Here is a 21849-nt window from a genome sequence, read left to right as displayed (position 1 = left end):
TGCGCGCGGGCCGGTCGGTCACGCCCAGTTGAGCGCGGTCATCCTGGCATGGATCGCCTGCATGACGGCGGTGTAGCCGGCATTGCTCAGGTGGATGGCGTCGACCATGCTGGCCGACGGCAGCTTCCCATTCTCGGTCGCGAGCGCCGTGAACAGATCGACGACCCGCCCGCCATAGGCGGCCGCCAGCCCGGCGTTCACCTGCTGCATGGCGACATAGTTGACGTCGCCGACCGCCCAGCCCGCGCGCGGGTACATGTTGCAGACGAGCGTGTTCGGGTTGGTCCAATAGGCGAGCGCACGATCGACCTGCGCCCGGATCGTGGCGAGCCAGCCCGGACCGTTGCCGACATTGTCGTCGAAGTCGTTCGCGCCGATCCACAGGACGGCGTTCCACTGCCGCCCCGCGACCTGGTCGGCGATCAGCCGATCGACGATCGCGGCCGACTTCCGACCACCCAGCCCCTTGGCCGCCACCGGCCAGCCGGGCCGCTGACGACGTAGCTGCGCGGTGACGTCCATCGGCACGCCGCTGACCGGCACCTGCCCCGTGCCTTCGGTCAGGCTGTCGCCCCAGATCGCGGTCGCACGCGGGTTGGCGACGTTGAGCGGGACGGTGCCGGTCGCCAGCATCTCCAGCGAGGAGCCCAGGATCTCCATCGTGTCGCCGTTCACCGCCCGCACGTCCAGCGACAGGGTGACGGGCTGCGTGAAGTCGACCAGCACCGCTTCGACCGTCGGCGGGGCCGAGTTGGTGACGAAGTTGATGTAGTTGGCCGGCTGGTGCACGCCGAGACTGGCGGTCGAGCCCGCCTTCGCACCGGTCGAGGCGAAGGTGCCGGCGGACAGCGACGAGTTATCGAGCGTGTTGGCATTGTAGACGAACGCGGACTTGCGATCGTTCGCGATGCGGATCAGCTGCTCGGTTTCGACGGTGGCGAGCGATGCGCCGATGTCGTTCTGCGCCACCACCAGATTGCCGATCCGCAGGCGCCAGTTATGGCCGCCGCCGAACGGCGCGTACTTCGCGATCAGCAGCCGGAGCCGCAACGTGGCGCCGCCGACGATCGTGTCGGGCGGCAGCGTGACGCTCTGCACCGTGACGAACGCGGCACCGGCCGGGCCGTAGATCGGGCCGGACTGTCCCGCCGCCATCAGCACGCGCGTGCGCGTGGCGGCATCGGTGCGGGCGCGGACGGCAAGACCGCGCGCGACGGTATCGAGGCTCACTGCGACACCTGATAGGTCAGCGTGCCGCCGTTGAGCGTGACCGCGAGCCAGTAGCCGGCGCCCGTGCTGCTTTCCTCGCCGATCGCTTCCTGTGCGTTGGCGGTGAAGGTCGCCCAGCTCTGACCCGCGACGGTGAGCGGCAGGCGCGTCGTGCCGCCGTCGGTCGAGCGCAGGACCTGCACCGTGCCGGTCCAGCTGCCGGACAGCTGGGCCGAGATGGGCCAGGCGAGATCGGGCACGAACGGGCCAACCACGGCCGAGACGTTGGTCGTGCCCACCAGCGGGGCCGCGGCGATCGCATCGCGCACCGCGACGACGGGCAGCGGATGTTCACCGTTCACCGGGACGGCCGGCGCACCGACACCCCCGAACGCAAGACCGAACAGCGGGACGAAACCCGCCGGTTCCTGAATGATACCAGCCACAATATTCTCCCTCGTTCTTGATTTGTTCCAGACGAGAAGAGGTCCCACGCGGTTCCCTACATTGCAATCATTTAACCGTATCGGTTCAGGAGCGCAGCTCGGCCTTGCGTTTCTCGATGAACGCCATCAGGCCGCGCGCCGCCTGTTCGACGTGGAAGCGGCTGAGGAAGCTGGTGCGGGCCGTGGTCCCCATCGCGGCGCGTTCGGCCGGCGAAAGTGCGACGAAGCGCGACAGGAACGCGCGGGTACCGTCCAGCGTATCGGGTTCGACCAGTCCGGCGCCGTCCGCCACGACCTCCCGCCAGATGTTCACCTTGTCGCTGATCAGCACGGGCGTGCCGCAGGCCATCGCCTCGGCGACCACGATGCCGAAATTCTCCTGATGCGACGGCAGGACGAAGGCATCGGCCGCGCGGAACGCGCCGGTCTTGATATCGCCCTTCAGCATGCCGGGGAAATGGATGCGTGTGCCGATGCCCAGCGCGTCGGCCCGCGCCTGGAACCCGGCGACGAGGCCGACCTGGTCTGGTCCGGCGATGACCAGGTCGAGCGTCGGATCCTTGGCCGCTACGTCAGCGAACGCCTCGACCAGCAGGTCGCAGCCCTTTTTCGGGTGGATGCGGCTGAGGAACAGCAGGAAGCGCCGGTCGCCGAGTGCGGGCAACGCAGCGCGGAAGGCGGCGATCTGCGCCGCGGGATCGCCGGACACGTCGGCCGTGCCGTAACCGACGACGGCACCGTTCAGGCGGTAGGGCCAGAACGCCTTGTCCGCGAGGATCATCTCCTCCTCGGTCGTGAACAGGACGTTGGCGGCGTGGCGAGTCAGCGGTCCCTCGGCCCACCACCAGGACAGTTGCTTGCCCCAATTCTTGGCGGGGGCGCTCTGCTTGAACCACGGGTCCAGCATGCCGTGGGTGAACACGAAATAGGGCACCGGTCCGCCGGCGAGCGCCTTCATCGCGCCGCGCGCCATGTAGCGCCACAGGCCGGAGACGATCACCGCGTCATAGCTTCCGACATTCGCCTTCAGCCAGGGGACCATGTCCGGCGCGTAGCGATAGCGGTTCAGCAGCGAGCGGCCGCGCGGCGGGCCTACGGAGAATATCTCGCCGGGATAGTCGGTCAGGAAGCGTTCCCCCGGCGCGTCGAGCGTCAGCAGGTCCTGGCGGTGGCCGTCGCGCGCCCACACCTCGGCAAAGCGCCGCGCGCCTTCGATCGGGCCGCCGCCGTGGAGGTCGGCGCTGGTGATGATGCGGAGGATGCGGGTCATGACGGTGCTCCGAGCGAGAGGCCGGTCAGCGATTTTAACCGGGCGATCCGTGCGGCGTTCGTGGTGCAGTCGCGCATCGCCTCCTCAAGCTCGACGACCTTCGCGCCGACCAGGAAGCGATACCAGAAGCCTTGCAGGAAATGGTAGATCAGCCCCGGCCGCCCATCGAGGAAGCCGAGCTGTCCGATGTAACGGTAGAGGAAATAGCCGGTCGGGCCGACCCAGAAGGGCAGCTTGTTGTAGAGCGCCTCCTTCAGCCAGCGCTTGGTGCCCGCCTGGCCCGCGACCGCGTCCGCCGCATGCGCATCGTCGCGCGCGAACAGGCCGTAGCGCTGGCTCAGCTGCTCGATCGCCTCACGCGTCGCATATTTGTTGTGCTTGTCGGTGAAGAAGGTCAGGTCGTTCAGGTTGATGTCGGCAAAACCGCCCTTCAGCGTCACCGTCTTGCCGCCCCACACGACGACATGTTCGTCCATCCAGCGGTCCTCGACCCGGCCCTGGTTGGTCCGGAAGACGCGGAGCAGGCGCAGCGGATAGCGCCCGCCATGGCGGATCCAGCGGCCCATGAAGATGTGCTTGCGATCGAAATTCATCCCCGCGACGTCGGCCGGCATGTCCGGAAGGCGGCGCGCCAGTTCGGCGGCCAGATCCGGTTCGATGACCTCGTCCGCGTCGAGCCGCATGATCCAAGCGGAGGCGATATCGCCATGTTCGAGGCCCCACTGGAACTGCCGCGCCTGGTTGACGAAGCGGTTCTGGAGCACGCGCGCCCCGGCGCGGCGGGCGCGTTCGACCGTGTCGTCGGTCGAGAAACTGTCGATCACCAGCACGTCGCGCGCGATCGTCGCGACGCTGGCGATCGACCGTTCGATATGATGCGCTTCGTTAAAGGTCAGGATGACGACGGTGAGGTCGGGCGTGGCACGGTCACGGTCGGCGACCGGGTTGGGCGCCACCGGGGTGAGGGTCGGTTCCATCGGGACGTTCACTCCGGATTCGGTGGGGACGCGGGACCGCCATCGTCGAAGCGCAGCCGGCGGGCGCGGATCGGGGCGGCGGGGTTGCCGCTGTAGACCGTCCACGGATCGAGGTTCCGCATCGCGCAGCCGCGCGCGCCCAGCACGGCGCCGTCGCCGACGGTGACGCCGGGGCCGACGAACGCCTCCGCCGCGATCCAGGCGCGGGCGCCGATGTGGATCGGGCGGGACCGCAGCTGGAAATCAGCGTCTTCGATATCGTGCGTGCCCGCGCAGAGATGCGCTCCCTGCGACACGATGGCGTAGGGGCCGATCCGGATCGGCGCCATCGCGTAGATCGTCGCGCGGGGGCCGATCGCGGCATAATCATCCATGATCAGGTTCGCCGGCGACCAGATCCGCGCGCTGCCATACACGTTGGCGGTCGGCGCGAGCGTGGCGCCGAAGCGGCGCAGCAGCCAGCGCCGCCAGCCCCGCAGCGGCGGCGGCGTCCAGGCGGCGAGCAGCGCCCAAGTGATGCCGAACGCGAGGCGGTAAAGCCGGTTGGCGCGCGAGAAGCTCGCGCCGCCTTCCCAGGCACGCGACTGCGCAGCGTCGAGAGGGGGCAGAGCGGCCATGTCCGTCAGCGCGCCGGAAGCGCGATCTTGAGGTAGCGCGACGCGAAGTTCAGCGGCCACAGCGGCCCGCCATGCCGGCGGCAGAAGTGCAGCCATTCGCCGACCGGCAGCCCCTTCGGATCACGCAACATGAACTTGCGGTTCTGCCACGTCAGCCGGGCCAGCTTGGCATGGGCGGCGTGGTTATAAGGCGTCCGGCCCACCGGTTCGCGCGACTGGAACAGCTTGTAGCCCGCATCCCGCGCGCGCAGGCCGTAGTCGATGTCGCCGGTATGATGGCGGTAGCGATCTGACAGCAGGCCGACATCGTCCACCGCGATCGCCGGCACCAGCACGCAGTTGCCGTTCATCGTGTCGCACGGCGCGCCATCGTCGGGCGCGCGTAGGAAGCGCAGCCGCGACAGGCCGGGCGCGACGCGGTAGCCGCCATAGGTGATCTTATCCGTTTCGGCGTCCAGCACTTTGCCGATGCTGATGACTTTCGGCCCGTGGGCGGCCTCCATCGACTTCTGGAAGCGGAAGAGCCGCGTGATGCTTTCGGGTTCGAGTTCGAGATCGTCGTTGAACAGCATGTAGTAGCGCGCGCCGGTCTGCACCGCGGTGCGCCACGCCTTCAGCATGCCGCCGTTCCAGTAGAGCGAGCCGTCGCCCTGGATCACGGTCGCTTCCGGAAAGTCGCGCCGGACGGCGTCGCCGGTGCCGTCGGTCGACCCGTCGTCCACCAGATAGACATGATAGTCGATGCCCGCAGCTGCGCCGCGAAGCGCCTGCAAGCCGCGCACGGTGGTGTCGCGTCGGTTAAAACAGGTCGCGAGCACCGCGACCTCGCTGACCCTCGCCTGACCCGTTTGCTGCATGTCCATATGCGTATCCCTCCGCCGTCGGACCTGATCGCTCGTTCCGTCCTTACCGACCGATCTGGACCGGTCGTGCCCCACCCGCCAGACGACCGGTTCCGCCCCCCACGGTCGGCGGCGGTTCGGATGCCACCCCTGGCTCCGCCCGCCGATCACGCAGCATTCGGACATCCGGTTTCCGGATGGCCACCGAGGCCGCAACGACGAGGCAGATAACAGCGAGCTTATCGATTGCCAAGAAGGCCCCGTTGAAGAGCATGCAGCAGGCGATGTACAGATTGATGACAACGTCCCGCCGCCAAAGCAGCACGATCAGCAGAACCAGGCCGAAGAACCCATATTCGAAAAACAGGTTGAACATGCCGTTCATCAGATATTGTTCGGGCTCGACCCCGGTCGGAGCGGCGTAAGGTTGCAGCACGTCGGGCAGCGTCGAGATCGGCGCGCCGAACGGATGTTCCATCAGATAATCGGGCAAAATCAGCAGCGGGCCGACGATGCGGGCGAAGATCGACGAGTCGCCCGTGGCGCTGGTTCCCGCCTGGACGCGGCCGAGCGTGCCGCTGCCGCTGCCCAGGATCAGCAGGAACGTGGCGGCGACCGGGATGATCACCAGTGCGGCGACCCTGGCCCCGCCGCGCAGCGTCCGGACGAGGAAGACGACGCCGATCAGCGCGGCGAACAGCACGAAACTGGCCGCCTGCGACAGGATGCCGGTGACCAGCACCATCGCCGCCAGCAGGACGCCCTTGCGGTCATAATCGAACCGCGCCGCCGCGATCATCATGATCGACAGCAGGATGAACGCAAAATAGCTGGGTTCGGAGAAAGTGCCGGCGGCGCGGATGTTGGAATAATAGAGGTCGAGTTCACCGGGGATCGTGCCCTGGCCGAACGCGAACATTTCGCGCGGGAAGCCGAGATAGGACCGCGACCGCAGCGCATAGACCTGGAGGATCGTGAGCAGGAATAGCCCACCGGCCAATACGGTCATGACCTGCACGAACCGTTTGCGGTTGATGCGGATCGGCCGCAGCGTGGCGCCGGCCAGCACGAGAATCATCAGGATCGCCATCAACGCTTCCCGCAGGACGCGGAGCAAATCCTGGGTCTGATCGGTGCCGGTTTCCGACAGGACAGACAGCAGCATCGGCAAGGGCAGCAGCAGGGCCCAGAAACGTGTCCGCAACCCGGCGAACAACTGGCGCCGCAGCCGGATCATGACCAAGACGGTCGTCAACCCCGCGACGGACAGCCAGTAGGAATAGCCAAGCTGAATGAACGCAAACAAAGCGACGAGGATCGCATCCCCAGCCCATGGCGCCCGGCGCGGACGGGCATAGGCCGCGTCGTCCGCAGGGATCGTCGGGGCGACATCATGGGTTGCAGCCAGGATCGACACTCCGGGTTGGGCCAGCGGGTCGCCGGGTTGAAAGCTCGCCCTCAACGGGCCTATCTTCTGGACCGAAGCCACGGGAGCGTCAATGCAGTCCGTATCCTTTTCGACCCTGCGCCGGGTCGCCCTGCCGGGCCTGGCCGTAGCGTCCATCGCGACGGCTTTGCCGATCAGCGCCGCCTTCGCCCGGGTCCTGAACGTCGGCGGGCCGGGCTATCCGACCTTGGAAAGCGCGGTTGCAGCGGTGCCATCGGTGCGGCGCGGGCTGAAGCCGAACGAGCCGATCGAGATCGTGCTGCCGCCCGGCCCGACGCGGTTGCGCGCGCCGGTGACGATCGATGCGGCGCATGGTGGAACGGACGGTTCGCGGCTGATCCTGCGCGGCAACCGCGATGGGACGTCCTATATTTCGGGCGCCGTGGCGATTTCCGCGCGCCCCGCCCGTGCCGCCGACATGGCGGGCATCACGCTACCGCCCGGAACGCTCCTGCTCGATCTGAAGGGGTTGCCGGAGGTCGCGCAACTGGACCGCCGTGGTCCGGGCACGCCGCCGGCATCGAGCATCCAGCTGTTCCAGGGGGGGGCATGGCTGATGCCCAGCCGGTGGCCCGTCAAAGGCTTCACCACCGCTCCTGCGATCGGCACCAACCGCGATGGGCCAACGGTGTCCGTACCGCCTGCAATGGCCGCGATATGGCGCGCCGAACCGGCATTGTGGGCAGCGGGCCAGTGGGGGGCGGATTGGGAGTATGAGCGCGTCCCGGTGGCAAGCTTGTCCGGCGCTGCGCTGCGTCTGATGCCGCTGGACGCCAAGCAGCCGGTGCGCCCGACGGTGAAGTATCGGATCGAGAACGCCGTCTCCGCGCTCACGCCCGGCCATGTCGCGTTCGTGCCGGCCCGGCGGATCGCGTTCGTACTGCCGAACGCCGGCGCGAAGCGGTTCGAGGCGACCGTGGCGGGGCAATTGTTGCGGCTCGACCGGGCGTCCCACGTCACGATATCCGGGCTGCGGTTCGAACGCAGCGGCGGCGACGCAGTCCGCGTGACGAACGGCACCGACATCGCGATCGAAGACGGCGTCGTCCGGCAGGCGGCTGGGAACGGGATCGCGGTAATCGGCGGCGAACGCGTGGCGATCCGCCGGATGATCGTGGCGGAGACTGGCGAACGCGGCGTGATCCTGGGCGGCGGCGCGCGGGTCAGCCTCACGCCGGCACATCATGCGTTCGTCGACGGGCTGGTGTCCGACTTCGGCCTGCTCAGCCCAAGTTACCGCCCCGGCGTCGACATCTGGGGCGTGGGCAACATCGTGTCCGGTTCGGTCATCCAGCGCGGCGACCATGCCGGGGTTCTGGTGAGCGGCAACGACCACGTCGTGGCGGACAACGAAATCCGGCAGGTGCTGCGCGATACCGAGGACGCCGGCGCGGTGTATATGGGGGCGGACTGGTCGCAGCGCGGGAACCGAATTACGGGGAACTACATCCACGATCTCGGTACCCCGGGGCGCAAGACGACGTTCCTGAACGGCGTGTATCTGGACGATCAGAACAGCGGCACGCAGGTGATTGGCAATTTGGTGGTCGGCGGCGAGTTCGGCGTGACGATCGGCGGCGGGCGCGACAACCGGGTGGCGGGCAATGTTTTCGCGTTCCAGACGCGGGGCGGCCTGTTCTTCGATGCGCGCGGGATGGACAAGCAGCGTCCGATGATGCCGACGTTCGTTCGCAAGCTGCAGGCGATGCCGACCACCAGCGAATCGTGGCGATCGCATTATCCCGCCTTGGCGGCGCTGACTCCCGCCCAGTACGGCGTGCCCGACGGCAATGTGGTGGCGGGCAACCGCGTGATTGGGCCTGTCGGACCGCCATGCGCCGGCCCGCGGATTATCGCCGGGCCGCAGCCCGTGCTGCACTATCTCAGGCTGGACGCAAATGTCGCTGTTTGCGCAGCACCGGACCGCGTGGCGGGGTTCGAGAAGGTCCGGCGCAAACGGGTCGCGGTGTTGCAGGATCGGCTGGCCGCGCTGTCGGGACAGGATTGAACCGCGTCAGGCGGGGCGGCAGCTGGCGCGCAGTTCCGTTTCGAACCGGGCGAGGATGCGGTCCTTGCTCCAGCGTTCCTCGGCGCGCACCCGCGCCTCCACGGCATAGCGCTCACGCAGGGCGTCATCCTCCAGCAGGCGGCGGATCGCGGCCGCCATCGCCGGTGCGTCGCCGGGCGGGGTGACGAGGCCGCAGCCCTCCACCTCGCGCGCCAGGCCCGTCTCCGGCGGGGCGGTCGCGACGACGGCGCGGCCAGACGCGAGCATGTTGGTCAGCTTGGACGGCAGGACGAGGTCGGCGGCACCCTCGATCTGGGGCAGCAGGTGGATTGATGCGAGGCCGAGCAGGTCGGACAGCCGGTCCATCGGCTGGAGATCGAAGAAGCGGATGTTGCCGAGCCCGGCGGCGCGCGCCATCAGCGCCTCGCGGTTCGGGCCGTTGCCGCAGACCACGAACGTCAGGTCGGTGCGGTCGGCCAGCAGGCGCGCGACCTCCACGACGATGTCGATGCCCTGCTTGTTCGCGATGTTGCCGGAATAAAGCGCGACGTGCGGTGTGGTGATGCCCCATTCGGCGCGGTAGCTGGACGGTTCCACCAGCGGCTTCACCTTGTCGATGCTCGCCCAGTTGCGGAATTCGACGATCTTGTCGGGCGCGATCCCGCTTGCGGCCAGCTTCGCGCACATCGGCAGCGAGATCGAACTGATCCGGTCGGCGTCCAGGCTCCACGTCTCGAACCAGCGCGCCATCTTGCCGGACCGGCCTTCGCCGTTCAGCAGGCCGGTGGCGAAGGCGGCTTCGACCTCGAAATCCTGGACGTGGATCCAGAGCTTCGCGCCGAACAGCCGGGCGATCGTCCGTGCGGCGACCAGCGAGATTAGCGAGGGGGCGATGCCGATCACGACATCGGGACGCAGCCGGCGCGCCTCCAAGAGCATCCGGACCTGTGCGGAGGCCGCGAAACTGGCGTGATGGACGAGCCGCCGCCCGCCGCTGGGCACCGCGGGGACATAGATCGGCAATCGGACGACCGTGACGCCGTTTTCGACCGATCGGCGCGCGCCGCCGCCGGCATAGGCCGGATCGACCTTCCATGCGGGGTAATAGGGCTTGCCGCAGACGACCGTGACGCTGTGGCCCGCGGCGACCAGCGCTTCGGCCATACCGGTGGTGTAGGGGCCGATGCCGATCGGTTCGGGGGCGTAGTTCAGACCGAGGATCAGGACCCTGAGCGGGCGGCCGTCGGTCGCGTCCGAGACATCCTGCGCCACGCCCGGCGTGTGGGCGGTCGGGGAGCGGGAGAGCGACGTCGGTTTGGCCATGCGATTATGATGTCCTCAGACAGGCTCCGGTCCGACGGAGCGGATCACGTCCGTTCGGCCCGTGCAAGGTGATCCGTACGGCGACGCCTATCAAAAACCCGACCGGACTGCCGTAACGGCATGCCGCCGCCCTTGCGAGCGCCGTTCGGATAATGGCCCCGACTGGAACTGGCAAGCCTCGCCCCCTGGGCAGGACCAAGAAACCGCGGTGATCGGGTTCGGGTGGCAGGCCGCTTGACCGTGCGCGCGGGCGGAGGCTAGGTCGGCTCCGGTCGGACGATGGTCGGCACGGGCCTGGTGGACGGAGCGACGTCGTGAAGCTGCTTCAGCGTAACGGAAGGCCGCAGACCCGGGCCGCTACGGGGCAGCCCGTACTGGCGATGCTCGCCCTGCTGGCGCTGCTGCTGCTCACGCTGGCCGGGCCAATCATGACGATGAACGGCGGCGATGTCGAAGGGCAGGGGCGGGTGTACCGCCAGCTCGGCTACTTCCTGATCGCCGGTCTCGCGTTCATCTCGGTCAATCCGCTGCGCCATCCGGAGCGCGTGCTGGCCGTTGCGATTCCGCTCGTCGTCGCGCTTGCGTGGTGCTGGATCAGCCTGACCTGGGCGCTGTATCCCGAGATCGCCGTCCGGCGGCTGGTGCTCACCACGATCGTGCTCTGGTCGGTCTTCGTGCTGGTCCGGCAGCTTGGCTACGACAGGACGCTGGCGATCGTGCGGATCGCGCTGCTCGCCGCGCTGATCGCCAATTTCACCGCGGTTTTGATCGACCCGCTGTTCGCGATCCACGGGTCGGAAGAGGGGCTGGCCGGCGACTGGCGCGGGGTGATGATGCACAAGAACATCGCCGGCCAGGCCTGCGCGCTGACCGCGATCTTCTTCGCGTTCGACCGGCAGAAATTGCCATTGGCGGCGCAGCTCGGCGTGATCGGGGCGGCGGTGATGTTCCTGGTGCTGTCCAATTCAAAGACGGCGATGGCGGCGTGCGCGATCGCGATTCCGGCCGGGTTCCTGTTCCTGCGGTTCTTCCCCGTGCTGCAGCGGGCGGCAGACCGGATCGGGCGGCGGCGCCACGCGCGTTGGATCGCGATTCTAGTGCCGGTGGCGATCCTGACCGCCGCGCTGTTCCTCTACCGCGACTCCGCGCTGTCGGTGCTGAACGATCCGGCGGCGTTCACCGGGCGGACGCTGATCTGGCGCGCTCTGTTCCTGTCGTTTCTGGAGAATCCGGTGCTGGGTGTCGGCTACGGGTCGTACTGGAATGTCGGTCCGGCGGGGCCAATCTACCGCTATGCCAACTTCGCGTGGGTGGAGGGGGTGAGCCAGGGGCATAACGGCTATCTCGACCTGCTCGTTCAGATCGGGCTGCCGGGGCTGTTGCTGGTCCTGTTCGCGGTGGTGGTGTGGCCGGTGCGGCGGATGCTCGGCACGCCGGATCTGCCGCCCGCCACCGCCGGGCTGATCGGTGCGGTGATCCTGTTCTGCCTGATCCACAACGGGTCCGAGTCGACGCTGTTCGACCGCGATACGATCGGTCAGGTGTTCTTGATGGTCGTACTGGCGCTGGCACACGCCGGCCGCGTATCGGTCGTGCGGACCGGATCAAGGGCGGCCCCGGTGGCACTCGACCTGCCGAAGCGCGAGAGTCGCCTGCGGCTGTGACCCGGCCGGTGTCAGGCGAGGCGCCGGGCTGGCACGCGGCGGCGATGGCGCGTCACCTGATCTGCATCCTGGCGCTGATGTGGACGGCGCTGGTGAACGGGCAGCCGTTCTTCTTCGACGATACGACCAACTATATCCGCGCGGCCGATTCGGCGGTCTTCGTCGCGTCCGGACACCGAATTTCGACGGCTTGGACCGAGCGGTATCGTGATGCTGTTGTCCCTTCGCCTGCGGCGGCGAGCGAGCAGGCCGGATCGACGACGCCGAACGATGTCAGCAGCGGGACGATCATGGCGGGGCGGTCGCCCTATTTCGGCGCGGTGCTATGGCTGGGCTATGTGATCGGCGATTTCTGGCCGTTCGTCGTGATGCAGGCGGTGTTCTGTTACCTGCTGATGCTGCTAGCGCTGCGGCGGTTCGGGATCGAGCGTCCGCGGACCATCCTGCTGACCGTGGTCGGCATCGCCGCGACGACCGCGCTGCCGACGTATAACGGCCTGTTGCTGGCCGATGCGTTTGCTGGGTTCGGGGTGATCGCGTTCCTGCTGCTGGCGACGCCGGGGCGGCTGACGCAGGTCGAGACGGCGTTCCTGGTCGGCGTCGTCCTGTTGTCCACGATGTTCCACCTGACCCATATCGCGATGCTGGCGGGTATGGTCGGCGCGATGATTTTGCTGGTGGTGTTCAGGGTGGGGCCGCCGCCGCCGCGCCGGGCGTGGCTGACGGGGGTCGCGGGGATCGTGATCGGGCTGCTGTCGGTGCAGGCGACCGCGCTAGTGGCGCAGGCTGCGTTCGGGAAGGCGCCGCAACTGCTGCCGCTGCTGACCGCGCGGTTCTATATGGACGGGCCGGGGCGGCGGTTCATCGAATCGGGCTGCGACGGGCGGCGGTTCACGGTGTGCCGGATCGCGATCGGCGCGGTGCCGACCAACCCGGCGTTCCTGTTTTCCACCGACCCGCGCGAGGGCGCGTTCATGATCGCGACCCCGGCGGACCGGGAGCGGATGGGGGCGGAGGACACCGCGTTCGCGCTGGCGGTGTTGCGCCACGATCCGCTGGGGCAAACCGCGAAGATCGGCGAGAACATGCTGCGCCAGCTCGCCTGGATCGATTATGACGGGCTGAACACCGGATGTTTCGCGCAGACCGATTGCTGGTCGTCGTTGCCGCCGAAGGTGCGGGCGACGTTGCGCGCGAGCCCGAGCGGCCGGAATGCCTGGCCGGTCGGGATGATGAACGCGCTGCTCTACGTGGTCGTGATCGCATCGCTGGCGGTGATCGCGTGGGTTGCGCGGCGGTCGTGGCGGAGCGAGGCGGTGGTGGCGAAGATGTTGCGGACCTGGGTGCTGCTCGGCGGTGCTGCGTTGCTTACCAATGCGTTCTTCGGCGGAGCGGTCGCCGATCCGCAATATCGGTACCAGGGGCGGATGATCTGGCTGGTCGTGCTGCTTGCCGCAATGCTGCTGCCGCACATGCGCGGGGTCCGGAAAACACCGGACGGAATCGTCCCAGGTTGAGACACTGGATTGCGTATTGCAATTCGGTACGCCGGAGTAACGATTGATCAATATTCCAAGACGCGTCCCCGTGATAGCGAGAGCCCGTCACGACTCGGGTGGGGATCAGAGATGACGGTCGTTCGCTTTATTCAGCGCATATTATGTTTGTTCGATTATCACCGCCGCGATCGGCGAAGAACACGGGCGGACGGCAGCCTGCGCGTCAGCCCGTGCCTGGGATGCGGACGGCGCATGGTGCGGCGCCGGCACGGCTGGCGGATGGAACGCAGCGCGCCGCTCGATTGGGACCGGCAGGACTGATCCGGTCAGTCGCGATTGCGTCGAGCCGCGCGGGCAAGCGCGGGTTGCGCGGCATAGAACGGGACCAGTGCGTCGAGCGCGAGCGGACGATCGGCCTTGCGCCCGTAGAAGAACAGTGCGCTGGCGCCGTCGAGCCCGCGGCGGCCGTCGCACCAGCGATCGAGCAGCCGGAGCCAGACGAATGGGAAAGCCGCGATCTGGCCGAGCTTGGTACTGCGCAACAGCGACTGGGCGAGGTAGCGGATCGCGAGCGCCGCGGTGGTGCCGGGGCCGGACGAATAGCCGACCGACAGGACATCGAAATCGCGGAACAGCCAGCGCAGGCCGCTGGTGGTGAAGCGGATGAAATCATAGGCATGTTCGCACACCGGCCAGAGGAAGGCGGTGTTGGCGAACACCAGTCCGCCGGGGCGCAGCACGCGGGTCATCTCCGCCACGATCGCGAACGGATCGACGGTATGTTCCAGCACCGCCTGGACCCAGACCGCATCGACGCTGCTGTCCTGCAACGGGATGGCATGACCGTCCGCCACGAAGGTGATGTGGGGCGAAACGTAGATATCGAACGCGACGAGATCGACATCGGGCGAGGCGTAGAGCGGCTCGGCGCCGCTGCCGATCGCGCCGCCGCCGACGACCAGGATGACCGGCCGCCGGGCGCCGTTCGATGCAGCAAGTTCGGCGATCATCGTGCGGGCATAGTGTGCGGAGAAATGGTTGCGGCCGTCGACGACGCGCGACAGGACCTGCCGCCAGCGGTCGCGGCCGAGCACGCTGGCGCCGCCGGTGGCGAGCATCGCGTCGCGATCGAGGATGCTGCGGTTGAAATCGACGAGCACGGCCTTGCCGTCGATCCGGTCGAGGGGAACGCCGTGGCGGTCGCAATCGGGGGTGCGGCAGGAGGGATTGTCCGGGGTGCCGGTGAGCGCGCCGTTACAGGCGGGGCAGGCGAGCAGTACGGCGATCGCAGCGGCATTGTGTACGAGCATGATCGATGGCCCCCGTCCGTCATCGCGCGCGGCCGGATCGTGCGGCGGCGCTGTGCTGTCGTTCTATGGGACGCGGGGGGCAGCGTCGAGGGACGTGGGCCGGGTCCCTCGTGGCGGCGCTTCGTGCGGGTGGCTGGGTTGGCGTTGGTGGTGGTGGCGTGCCCGGTCGCGGCGTCGCCGGGCGAGGACGCGATGTTCGCGCGGTTGCGCGGGCTGGACCGGCGGGTGGCGATCGTCGCGGATCGGCTGCTGATCGCCAATGCAACGCTGTGCCGGCGGACTGAGCCGGCGTTCGGCATGGTGCTGCACGCGATCGATCAATATCCCCTGAAGGCAAGGCCGGGGGCGCGGGCGGCGTTCGGGTTCGGCGCGCCGGTGGCGGTCGAAGCGGTGGTGCCGGGGGCGGCGGCGGACCTGGTCGGTGTGCGGGCCGACGATGGGGTGGTGGCGATCGCTGGTTTGCCGGTGGCGGGCGGTGCGAAGGCGGTGAGTACGGGCGCGCGGGATGCGGTGCTGGACCGGTTGGCGGGCATGCCGGTTGGCGCGGAGGTCGCGGTGACGTTACTGCGCGATGGCACGGCGCGGGAGGTGCGCATCGTGCCGGTCGCGGCGTGTGCGGTTCGGGTTGAGCTGTCGATGGAGCGCGGGGCGGAGGCGGTCGCGGACGATGCGACGATCTTGGTCGGCAGCGATCTGGTGGAGCGGATCGACGAGGACGGGCTGGCGGTCGTGCTGGCGCATGAGCTGGCGCATGTCGTGCTGAACCATCGTGCGCGGCTGGCGGCGGCGGGGGTGCGGCGCGGACTGGGCGGCGAGTTCGGGCGCAGCCGGCGGCTGATGCGCGCGACGGAGGACGAGGCGGACCGGCTGTCGATCTATCTGCTCGTCAATGCGGGGCATGATGCCGCGCTGGCGCCGGCGTTCTGGCGGGCGGCGGGGGCTGGCCTTGAGGGGGTGATCCGCAGCCGGACGCATGGCGCGGCGGCGGCGCGGGCGCGTTTGCTGTCGGACGAGGCGGCGTTGCTGGGGGCGATGCCAGAGCGACCGATCCGCCCGGCGCTGCTCGATCGGCGGGACGCGGCGCTGCGCTGATCGGGGCGGAGGTCTTTGTAAAGTCTTGCTTCTGTCATGCGGGTGTCGACGGGCAGGCGCAGCTTTCAGGTGGACCCGATTGCGAAACACCCGCGTTGAACGGGCCGACACTAGGAGAGAACATATGACCACGACCATTACGCGACTGTTCGACAGCCACTCCGATGCCAAGCACGCCGTGACCGAACTGGAGGCACTCGGTGTGCCGCATAGCGACATCAGCATTCTGGGCAACGATCCGGACCATGTCGGCGATCATGACGACGGCGTCGACCATGCCGGCGATGTCGATCGCGGTGTGAAGACGGGTGCGGCGATCGGTGGCGTCGGTGGTTTGCTCGCGGGTCTTGGCCTGCTCGCGATCCCGGGCATCGGGCCGATCGTGGCGGCGGGCTGGCTCGCGACGACGCTGGCGGGTGCCGGTCTCGGCGCGGCCGGTGGTGCGGCGACGGGTACGATCGTCGGGGCACTGACCGATGCGGGCCACAGCAGCGACGACGCCGGCGTCTATGCCGAGGGCGTCCGCCGCGGCAGCACGCTGGTCAGCGCGCGTGTTGCGGACGCGCATGCCGATGCGGCCGAAGTGGTGCTGAACAAATATGGCGCAGTGACCGCGACCGACCGTGGTCGTGATTACGCGTCGAATGGCTGGTCGGGGTACGATGCTTCGGCACCGGCCTACACGCTCGACGAGATGCAGGCCGAGCGTTCGCGTTATGGTCGTCGTACCGACGAGATTTGATCTGAAGGGCGGGGGGCGGTTTTCGGACCGTTCCCCGCTTTTGTTTGATGAGTACGGCAGCGAACGCTGCCGTATAGCACCCGCCCGCTCGCCCGGAGGTTGGAGTGCGTTCGTTACGAAAGACGGTTCCGCCCCGTAGAGGCCGGGATTGGATTGTCGCTTGGATCTGGACTCCCGGCTTTGCGGAGGTACGGTTTTGGGGCGAAGTTGTATCTAGGCCCCGGCCTGCGCCGGGGAACCGCAGGTTCGTTGCGAAGTACCGTATCGCCCCGAAGGCGGGATCCAGGTCGACTTGCTCGTTGAGAAACCCCGTCGGTCCGAGCCTGTCGAGAACTCCCCCAAGGGTCCTCGACAGGCTCGAACCGATCGGAGTTGTGGGTAACCCCCGCGTTCAGCTCGTCGGCAGGTACAGTTCGCTGCCGCTCAGGCGGAACTTCTCCTTCATTTCCGCCATGCCGCGTTCGGCTTCGGTTTCCGAGGTTGCGGCAATGAAGGTGTCGGCGGGGGCGTTCTGTTTGGCGGCGAAGTCACGGACCTCCTGCGTGATCTTCATCGAGCAGAATTTGGGGCCGCACATAGAGCAGAAGTGCGCGGTTTTTGCGCCTTCGGCGGGCAAAGTCTGGTCGTGGTACGATTCCGCGGTGTCGGGATCGAGCGACAGGTTGAACTGGTCGCGCCAGCGGAATTCGAAGCGGGCGCGGCTGAGGGCGTCGTCGCGGAGCTGCGCGGCGGGGTGGCCCTTGGCGAGATCGGCGGCGTGGGCGGCGAGCTTGTAGGTGACGACGCCGACCTTCACGTCGTCGCGGTCGGGCAGGCCCAGATGCTCCTTGGGCGTGACGTAGCAGAGCATCGCGCAGCCGAACCAGCCGATCATGGCGGCGCCGATGCCGCTGGTGATGTGATCGTAGCCGGGCGCGATGTCGGTGGTGAGGGGCCCGAGCGTGTAGAAGGGCGCTTCGCCGCACGCTTCGAGCTGCTTTTCCATGTTCACCTTGATCTTGTGCATCGGCACGTGGCCGGGGCCTTCGATCATGACCTGGATGTCGTGCTTCCACGCGATCTGCGTCAGTTCGCCGAGCGTCGCGAGCTCGCTGAACTGCGCTTCGTCGTTGGCGTCCGCGATCGAACCGGGGCGCAGGCCGTCGCCGAGCGAGAAGGCGACGTCATATGCCTTCATGATTTCACAGATCTCCTCGAACCGTTCGTAGAGGAAGCTCTCCTTGTGGTGACTGAGGCACCATTTCGCCATGATCGAGCCGCCGCGCGAGACGATGCCGGTCACGCGCTTGGCGGTCATCGGGATGTAGGCGAGCCGGACGCCGGCGTGGATCGTGAAATAGTCGACGCCCTGTTCGGCCTGTTCGATCAGCGTGTCGCGGAAGATCTCCCACGTCAGGTCCTCGGCGATGCCGTTCACCTTTTCGAGCGCCTGGTAGATCGGCACGGTCCCGATCGGGACGGGGGAGTTGCGCATGATCCATTCGCGCGTGTCGTGAATGTTGCGGCCGGTGCTCAGGTCCATGACGGTGTCCGCGCCCCAGCGGATTGACCAGACGAGCTTATCGACCTCGGCCGCCACGTCGGATGCGACCGCGCTGTTGCCGATGTTGGCGTTGATCTTGACCAGGAAATTGCGGCCGATCGCCATCGGTTCGGATTCGGGGTGGTTGATGTTGTTCGGGATGATCGCGCGGCCGCGGGCGACCTCGTCCCGCACGAATTCGGGCGTGACATAGTCGGGGATCGAGGCGCCGAAATCCTGTCCGTCGCGCGCCGCCCTCTCGCGCAGTTCGGCGCGGCCGACATTTTCGCGGATGGCGACATATTCCATCTCGGGCGTGATGATCCCGCGTCGGGCGTAGTGCATCTGGCTGACGTTCGCGCCGGGCTTTGCGCGCAGGACGCGGCGGCGCACGTTGGGGAAGGGTTCAACGCCGCCGGAGCGGTCGGGGCCGTTGAGGCCGTTGTCCTCGGGACGGACCTCGCGCTGGTTCACTTCCTCCACGTCGCCGCGGGCGCGGATCCAGTCGCTGCGGATTTCGGGCAGGCCGGCGGCGATGTCGATGGTCGCCGCGGCGTCGGTGTAGGGGCCGGACGGGTCATAGACGCGGAGGGGAGCCTCGCCGCACGACGGATCGAGCATGATTTCGCGCATCGCGACCTTCAGCGGGCCGACATGGATCTTGCGGCTGCCGCGGATCGGGCCGGTGGTGACCGTCATCGCCGTGCCACGGGGCATGTCGGACGATTCGGTACGGGCGATGATATCGGCCATGGGGACGCTCTCCGTTTTGGCTGGACGGAGAGGGGGTGCGGAAGTGAAGTGCCGCTCCCTCCCTACGCCGGTGTCAGCCGGATCAGGTTCAACGGGTCGCGGCCGGACAGCCACCTCTCAACCGCTGCGTGCGGTCCCCCGGGGAATGTCGTCAGGATAGGCGCAAGGCGCGCGGCGTCAAAGCAGATATTTGACCTTCACGCGTTCGGCGACGGGGCCGCCGGCGACCGCGAAGCGCGCAGACGAGAAGCGTGGCGGGCCGAAGCGGATGGCGGGGTTGCGCGAGAAGCCGAACCCTTCGCGCGGCATGCCGACGAAGGTGTCGAGTTTGCCGTTGCCGTTTTCGTCGTGGACCATCGCGACGGCATAGTCCGCGGACGGCAGCCAATCGAAGCGCAGCGCGGCGGCGGTGGCGGCCGGGACGGTGGTTTTCCGCGCGGCCGGATCGTTCTGGCAGTCCGGGAAATGAGTGGGCGCCGTGGTCAGGCAGACCATGACGTTGCCCTTGGTCGACCGCAGACCCGCGATCCCGAGGTCAACCCGCCCGGCTGGGCTCGCCCCCGGCAGCAACGCCAGGGTCGCCAGCAGCAGCGCGGGCTTTGGCAGATTTCGCAGGCTTTGCGGTGAAGTCGCCCAAGCCGCGGTCGGTGCCGCACAACCTGTCCCAGAAACGGAAGTAGAGACCATAGTTGCACCTATATTGCGCGTGGTGGCGTTCATGATGGCTGGCGGTGATCAGCCAGCGACCGGCGGGCCCGTTGACGAGGCGGCGCGGGAACATCTCCCACCCCATGTGATTGGTCACACCCATAAGCGTCATGACCGACAGCACAACGCCGAGTGCGATGGGATGCATGGGAATGACGAAGACCAGTGTCGGAATTACCACGGCACCGGTCAGCGCCTCGATTGGGTGGAAGCTCATCGCCGCCCAGGCCGTCGGCGGGCGGCTGGCATGGTGGACGGCGTGGGCCAGCTTGAACGGTTTCGGCCGGTGCATCCAGCGATGCGTCCAGTAGAACCAGGCATCGTGCGCGACCAGGCAGAGCAGGATCGACACGGGCAGCCACCAGAGCGGATAGGCGTGGAGATCGGTGTAGACCTTCGTCCAGCCATGTTCGCGCCAGCCCCAGGCGACGATGCCGGCGGGCACGCCGTAGATCGCGGCGGACACCAGCGACCAGAACAGTTCGCTGCGGATCTGGACGTCCTGCCCCGCATAGAGGCCGGGCGCGTGCGCACGGGTGGCGAGCGCGAAGCCGCCCGACACGATGAGATAACGCACCGCGACGATCAGCGTCATCGCCAGGGCGGACAGGAACAGGCCGAGCAACATCGTCATGCGTCCTCAATAGCATGGTTCGATGAACATGTCAGAAATCGCTGGCAAGTGTGAGCGCGATGCCGTTGCCGGGGCGAGCGCGGCCGGCGACGCGGAGCCGCCCCTCGACCGCGAGCGTGACGGGCAGGCGCGCGGTGCGGGTGGTGACGGCGAGGCGCGGGCCGATGTCGAGCCGGGCGGCACCGGGCTGGGCCGCGCCCCAAGCGCCGGCGCCGAGCCGGAGGTCGGTGGTCGCGCCGATCGCGGTACGGTGGTGGATGCGGAGCGCGCCGTCACCGAACAGGTCGCGGCGACGCACTCCGACGATGCCGGCCTGGGCGTAGCCGTCGAGTTCGAGTCGCGGGGCGATCGCGCGGTAGAGGCCACCCGCGGCGTAGGCGGCGAATGCGTCGCGCCCGTCGCGGCCGATCGCGATGCGGCGCTCGACCGAGATGCGCAGGTTGGGGAGGGGGAGGAGGTCGAGCCCGGCGGCGACCTCCGCCTGGCGCGTCTCGCGGAGCGGGGTGGCGATGCGGGCGGCGAGGGCGATGGGGGTGTCGGGTAGGCGGTAGGCGATGCGGGCGGCGGCCTGCGATCCGCCGATCTGGCCGGCGGGGGCGAGTGTTGCGGGGCCGGTGCGGTCGGTGCGGTGGAAGAGGTAGGCGTAGCCGGACCAGTTTGACGCGAAGCGGATGTTTGGGGAAGCGAGGCCCAACGGTGCCTGGGACGGCGGCGAAGCGAGTTCGACTGGTGCTTTTGGACGATCCGATGCCGACGTGCGGCCGACCGGCGTCGGCACGGCGCGCGAGGCTGTGACGGGGGGTGGGGCTGCGGCATTCGTCAGAGGATGGGCGATCGCGAGACGCCAGGATTGGGCCGGACGGGTTTGGGTTTCGGCGAGCAGCAGCGTTGGTGTGACCCGAGCCGGCTTGGTAACCAGGAGGTTCGGCACCGCTGCGTCACGCCGGGTTTGCGCCAATGTCCGCGCCGCCGCGACCGTCACGATCGGGGCCGGGTGCAGGTCGGGTGTCCAGAGGATCGCGGTCCGCACGCCGGCGTAGCCGAGCAGCGCCAGGACGAAGCCGCGGACCGACCGCGAGCCGTTCATCGCGGTGCGTCGTCGGGCAGCGTGTGGACGGTCGCGTCCCAGCGCGGCGGTGCGCCGGCGACGTAGCACCACAAGGCGCGCGCCGACGCAGCGATGGCGACAAGGTTGCTGACCACGATCCGCGGGACCGAGCGCAGCGCCTCGCCCGGACCGTAGAGCCGGCCGACGAGCAGCGCGCGCATCGCGAGGCGCCAGATGAGCAGCAGGAACAGGAGGTGGGCGATCGGCGTATCGATCTCCGCCAATATCGGCGCAGGTCGCCCCGCCGCCCAGGCGAACGGCGTTTCGATCAGCGCCAGCAGGATCGCTGTATAGCCCGCCGCCAGGACCGCCGCGGCGAGCGGCGCCGACCGGTCGCGCAGCCGCATCCAGCGTTCGAGCCCGCCGCCCTGCCATCCGAGCCGGTCCCACCCGGCCAGCGCGATGCCGGTCACCCAGCGCGCCTTCTGCCGGACCGCAGCATAGCCGTGATGCGGGAAATAGGCTTCCACCGCGACCAGTTCGCCGCCCGGCCGGTCGAACAGCCGCGCCAGGATGCCGCGACCGTCAAGCCGGTCGATGCGCAGGCCGAGTTCGTATTATGCGGCTAACATTATTATACCGGAATTTTTCCGATCGCGGGCCACTGGCCGGAAAATAAGCGATTCCAGTCAATATAAAAATTCCAACATCACGAAAAGATGGGCGCGTATGCGCAGG

General features: G+C 68.1%; 19 protein-coding genes and 1 riboswitch. Of the genes, 5 read left to right on the top strand and 14 right to left on the bottom strand.

What is annotated here, in order from left to right; genetic code table 11:
* Positions 1 to 18: 18 nt before the first annotated feature.
* The 7 genes from IEX50_RS07970 to IEX50_RS07940 all read right to left on the bottom strand — a co-directional run bounded on the left by IEX50_RS07970 (position 19) and on the right by IEX50_RS07940 (position 6778).
* Positions 19 to 1230 carry an SGNH/GDSL hydrolase family protein gene (locus IEX50_RS07970; protein WP_157174828.1) on the bottom strand — a complete coding sequence of 404 codons (1212 nt, stop codon included), beginning with the start codon at positions 1228 to 1230 and terminating at the stop codon, positions 19 to 21.
* On the bottom strand, positions 1227 to 1655 hold the full coding sequence (locus IEX50_RS07965; protein ID WP_157174829.1) for a hypothetical protein: 429 nt from the start codon (positions 1653 to 1655) through the stop codon (positions 1227 to 1229). Before IEX50_RS07965 ends, IEX50_RS07970 begins: the two co-directional genes overlap by 4 nt.
* 85 nt (positions 1656 to 1740) lie before the next feature.
* Positions 1741 to 2925 (bottom strand): glycosyltransferase, encoded by a 1185-nt coding sequence (locus tag IEX50_RS07960; RefSeq protein WP_157174830.1) that lies wholly within the window; start codon positions 2923 to 2925, stop codon positions 1741 to 1743.
* Positions 2922 to 3902 (bottom strand): glycosyltransferase family 2 protein, encoded by a 981-nt coding sequence (locus IEX50_RS07955; protein WP_157174831.1) that lies wholly within the window; start codon positions 3900 to 3902, stop codon positions 2922 to 2924. Before IEX50_RS07955 ends, IEX50_RS07960 begins: the two co-directional genes overlap by 4 nt.
* An 8-nt stretch (positions 3903 to 3910) precedes the next feature.
* Positions 3911 to 4519, bottom strand: coding sequence for a putative colanic acid biosynthesis acetyltransferase (locus IEX50_RS07950; RefSeq protein WP_157174832.1), 609 nt, complete (start codon positions 4517 to 4519; stop codon positions 3911 to 3913).
* A 5-nt stretch (positions 4520 to 4524) separates the two neighbouring features.
* A complete protein-coding gene (locus IEX50_RS07945) occupies positions 4525 to 5382 on the bottom strand; it encodes a glycosyltransferase family 2 protein (RefSeq protein ID WP_157174833.1) in 858 nt (285 codons plus the stop codon).
* Positions 5383 to 5425: 43 nt separating this feature from the next.
* Positions 5426 to 6778, bottom strand: a complete 1353-nt coding sequence (locus IEX50_RS07940) for an O-antigen ligase family protein (protein ID WP_188699442.1) — start codon at positions 6776 to 6778, stop codon at positions 5426 to 5428.
* A gap of 82 nt (positions 6779 to 6860) precedes the next feature.
* Between IEX50_RS07940 and IEX50_RS07935 the strand changes: the two genes are divergently transcribed.
* Complete coding sequence (locus IEX50_RS07935; RefSeq protein ID WP_157174835.1) at positions 6861 to 8816, top strand: right-handed parallel beta-helix repeat-containing protein; 1956 nt, start codon at positions 6861 to 6863, stop codon at positions 8814 to 8816.
* Between the two features lie 6 nt (positions 8817 to 8822).
* On the opposite strand, the gene IEX50_RS07930 is transcribed toward IEX50_RS07935, so the two are convergent.
* Positions 8823 to 10139, bottom strand: coding sequence for a WcaI family glycosyltransferase (locus tag IEX50_RS07930; RefSeq protein ID WP_157174836.1), 1317 nt, complete (start codon positions 10137 to 10139; stop codon positions 8823 to 8825).
* A gap of 314 nt (positions 10140 to 10453) precedes the next feature.
* On the opposite strand from IEX50_RS07930, the gene IEX50_RS07925 reads away from it, so the two are divergent.
* A complete protein-coding gene (locus tag IEX50_RS07925; RefSeq protein ID WP_157174837.1) occupies positions 10454 to 11803 on the top strand; it encodes an O-antigen ligase family protein in 1350 nt (449 codons plus the stop codon).
* Positions 11804 to 11811: 8 nt separating this feature from the next.
* Entirely contained in the window at positions 11812 to 13320 is a 1509-nt protein-coding gene (locus tag IEX50_RS07920) for a hypothetical protein (protein WP_184075139.1), read from the top strand.
* Positions 13321 to 13628: 308 nt separating this feature from the next.
* On the opposite strand, the gene IEX50_RS07915 is transcribed toward IEX50_RS07920, so the two are convergent.
* Positions 13629 to 14612 (bottom strand): class I SAM-dependent methyltransferase, encoded by a 984-nt coding sequence (locus IEX50_RS07915; RefSeq protein WP_157174839.1) that lies wholly within the window; start codon positions 14610 to 14612, stop codon positions 13629 to 13631.
* Positions 14613 to 14741: 129 nt separating this feature from the next.
* Between IEX50_RS07915 and IEX50_RS07910 the strand changes: the two genes are divergently transcribed.
* Together IEX50_RS07910 and IEX50_RS07905 are read left to right on the top strand one after the other, a co-directional pair.
* Positions 14742 to 15704, top strand: coding sequence for a M48 family metalloprotease (locus IEX50_RS07910; protein WP_184075141.1), 963 nt, complete (start codon positions 14742 to 14744; stop codon positions 15702 to 15704).
* Between the two features lie 124 nt (positions 15705 to 15828).
* Positions 15829 to 16446 (top strand): general stress protein, encoded by a 618-nt coding sequence (locus tag IEX50_RS07905; protein WP_157174841.1) that lies wholly within the window; start codon positions 15829 to 15831, stop codon positions 16444 to 16446.
* A gap of 391 nt (positions 16447 to 16837) precedes the next feature.
* Here IEX50_RS07905 and thiC read toward each other — a convergent pair whose 3' ends face one another.
* From thiC to IEX50_RS07880, 5 genes are all read right to left on the bottom strand, one after another.
* A complete protein-coding gene (gene thiC, locus IEX50_RS07900) occupies positions 16838 to 18721 on the bottom strand; it encodes a phosphomethylpyrimidine synthase ThiC (RefSeq protein ID WP_157174842.1) in 1884 nt (627 codons plus the stop codon).
* Between the two features lie 42 nt (positions 18722 to 18763).
* Positions 18764 to 18872: riboswitch (TPP riboswitch) on the bottom strand.
* A 26-nt stretch (positions 18873 to 18898) separates the two neighbouring features.
* Complete coding sequence (locus IEX50_RS07895; protein ID WP_308419289.1) at positions 18899 to 19291, bottom strand: DUF2141 domain-containing protein; 393 nt, start codon at positions 19289 to 19291, stop codon at positions 18899 to 18901.
* Complete coding sequence (locus IEX50_RS07890) at positions 19257 to 20057, bottom strand: sterol desaturase family protein (protein ID WP_157175787.1); 801 nt, start codon at positions 20055 to 20057, stop codon at positions 19257 to 19259. Before IEX50_RS07890 ends, IEX50_RS07895 begins: the two co-directional genes overlap by 35 nt.
* Before the next feature lie 37 nt (positions 20058 to 20094).
* Positions 20095 to 21150, bottom strand: a complete 1056-nt coding sequence (locus IEX50_RS07885) for a hypothetical protein (RefSeq protein ID WP_157174843.1) — start codon at positions 21148 to 21150, stop codon at positions 20095 to 20097.
* Entirely contained in the window at positions 21147 to 21641 is a 495-nt protein-coding gene (locus IEX50_RS07880; RefSeq protein WP_157174844.1) for a glycosyltransferase family protein, read from the bottom strand. The genes IEX50_RS07885 and IEX50_RS07880 overlap by 4 nt, the downstream gene beginning before the upstream one ends.
* Between the last annotated feature and the right edge of the window lie 208 nt (positions 21642 to 21849).

This window comes from Sphingomonas prati, from assembly GCF_014643515.1.
GTDB classification, from domain to species: domain Bacteria; phylum Pseudomonadota; class Alphaproteobacteria; order Sphingomonadales; family Sphingomonadaceae; genus Sphingomonas_R; species Sphingomonas_R prati.
Note: the sequence above shows the minus strand (reverse complement) of the source record. Positions and strands in the feature narration are given on the sequence as shown.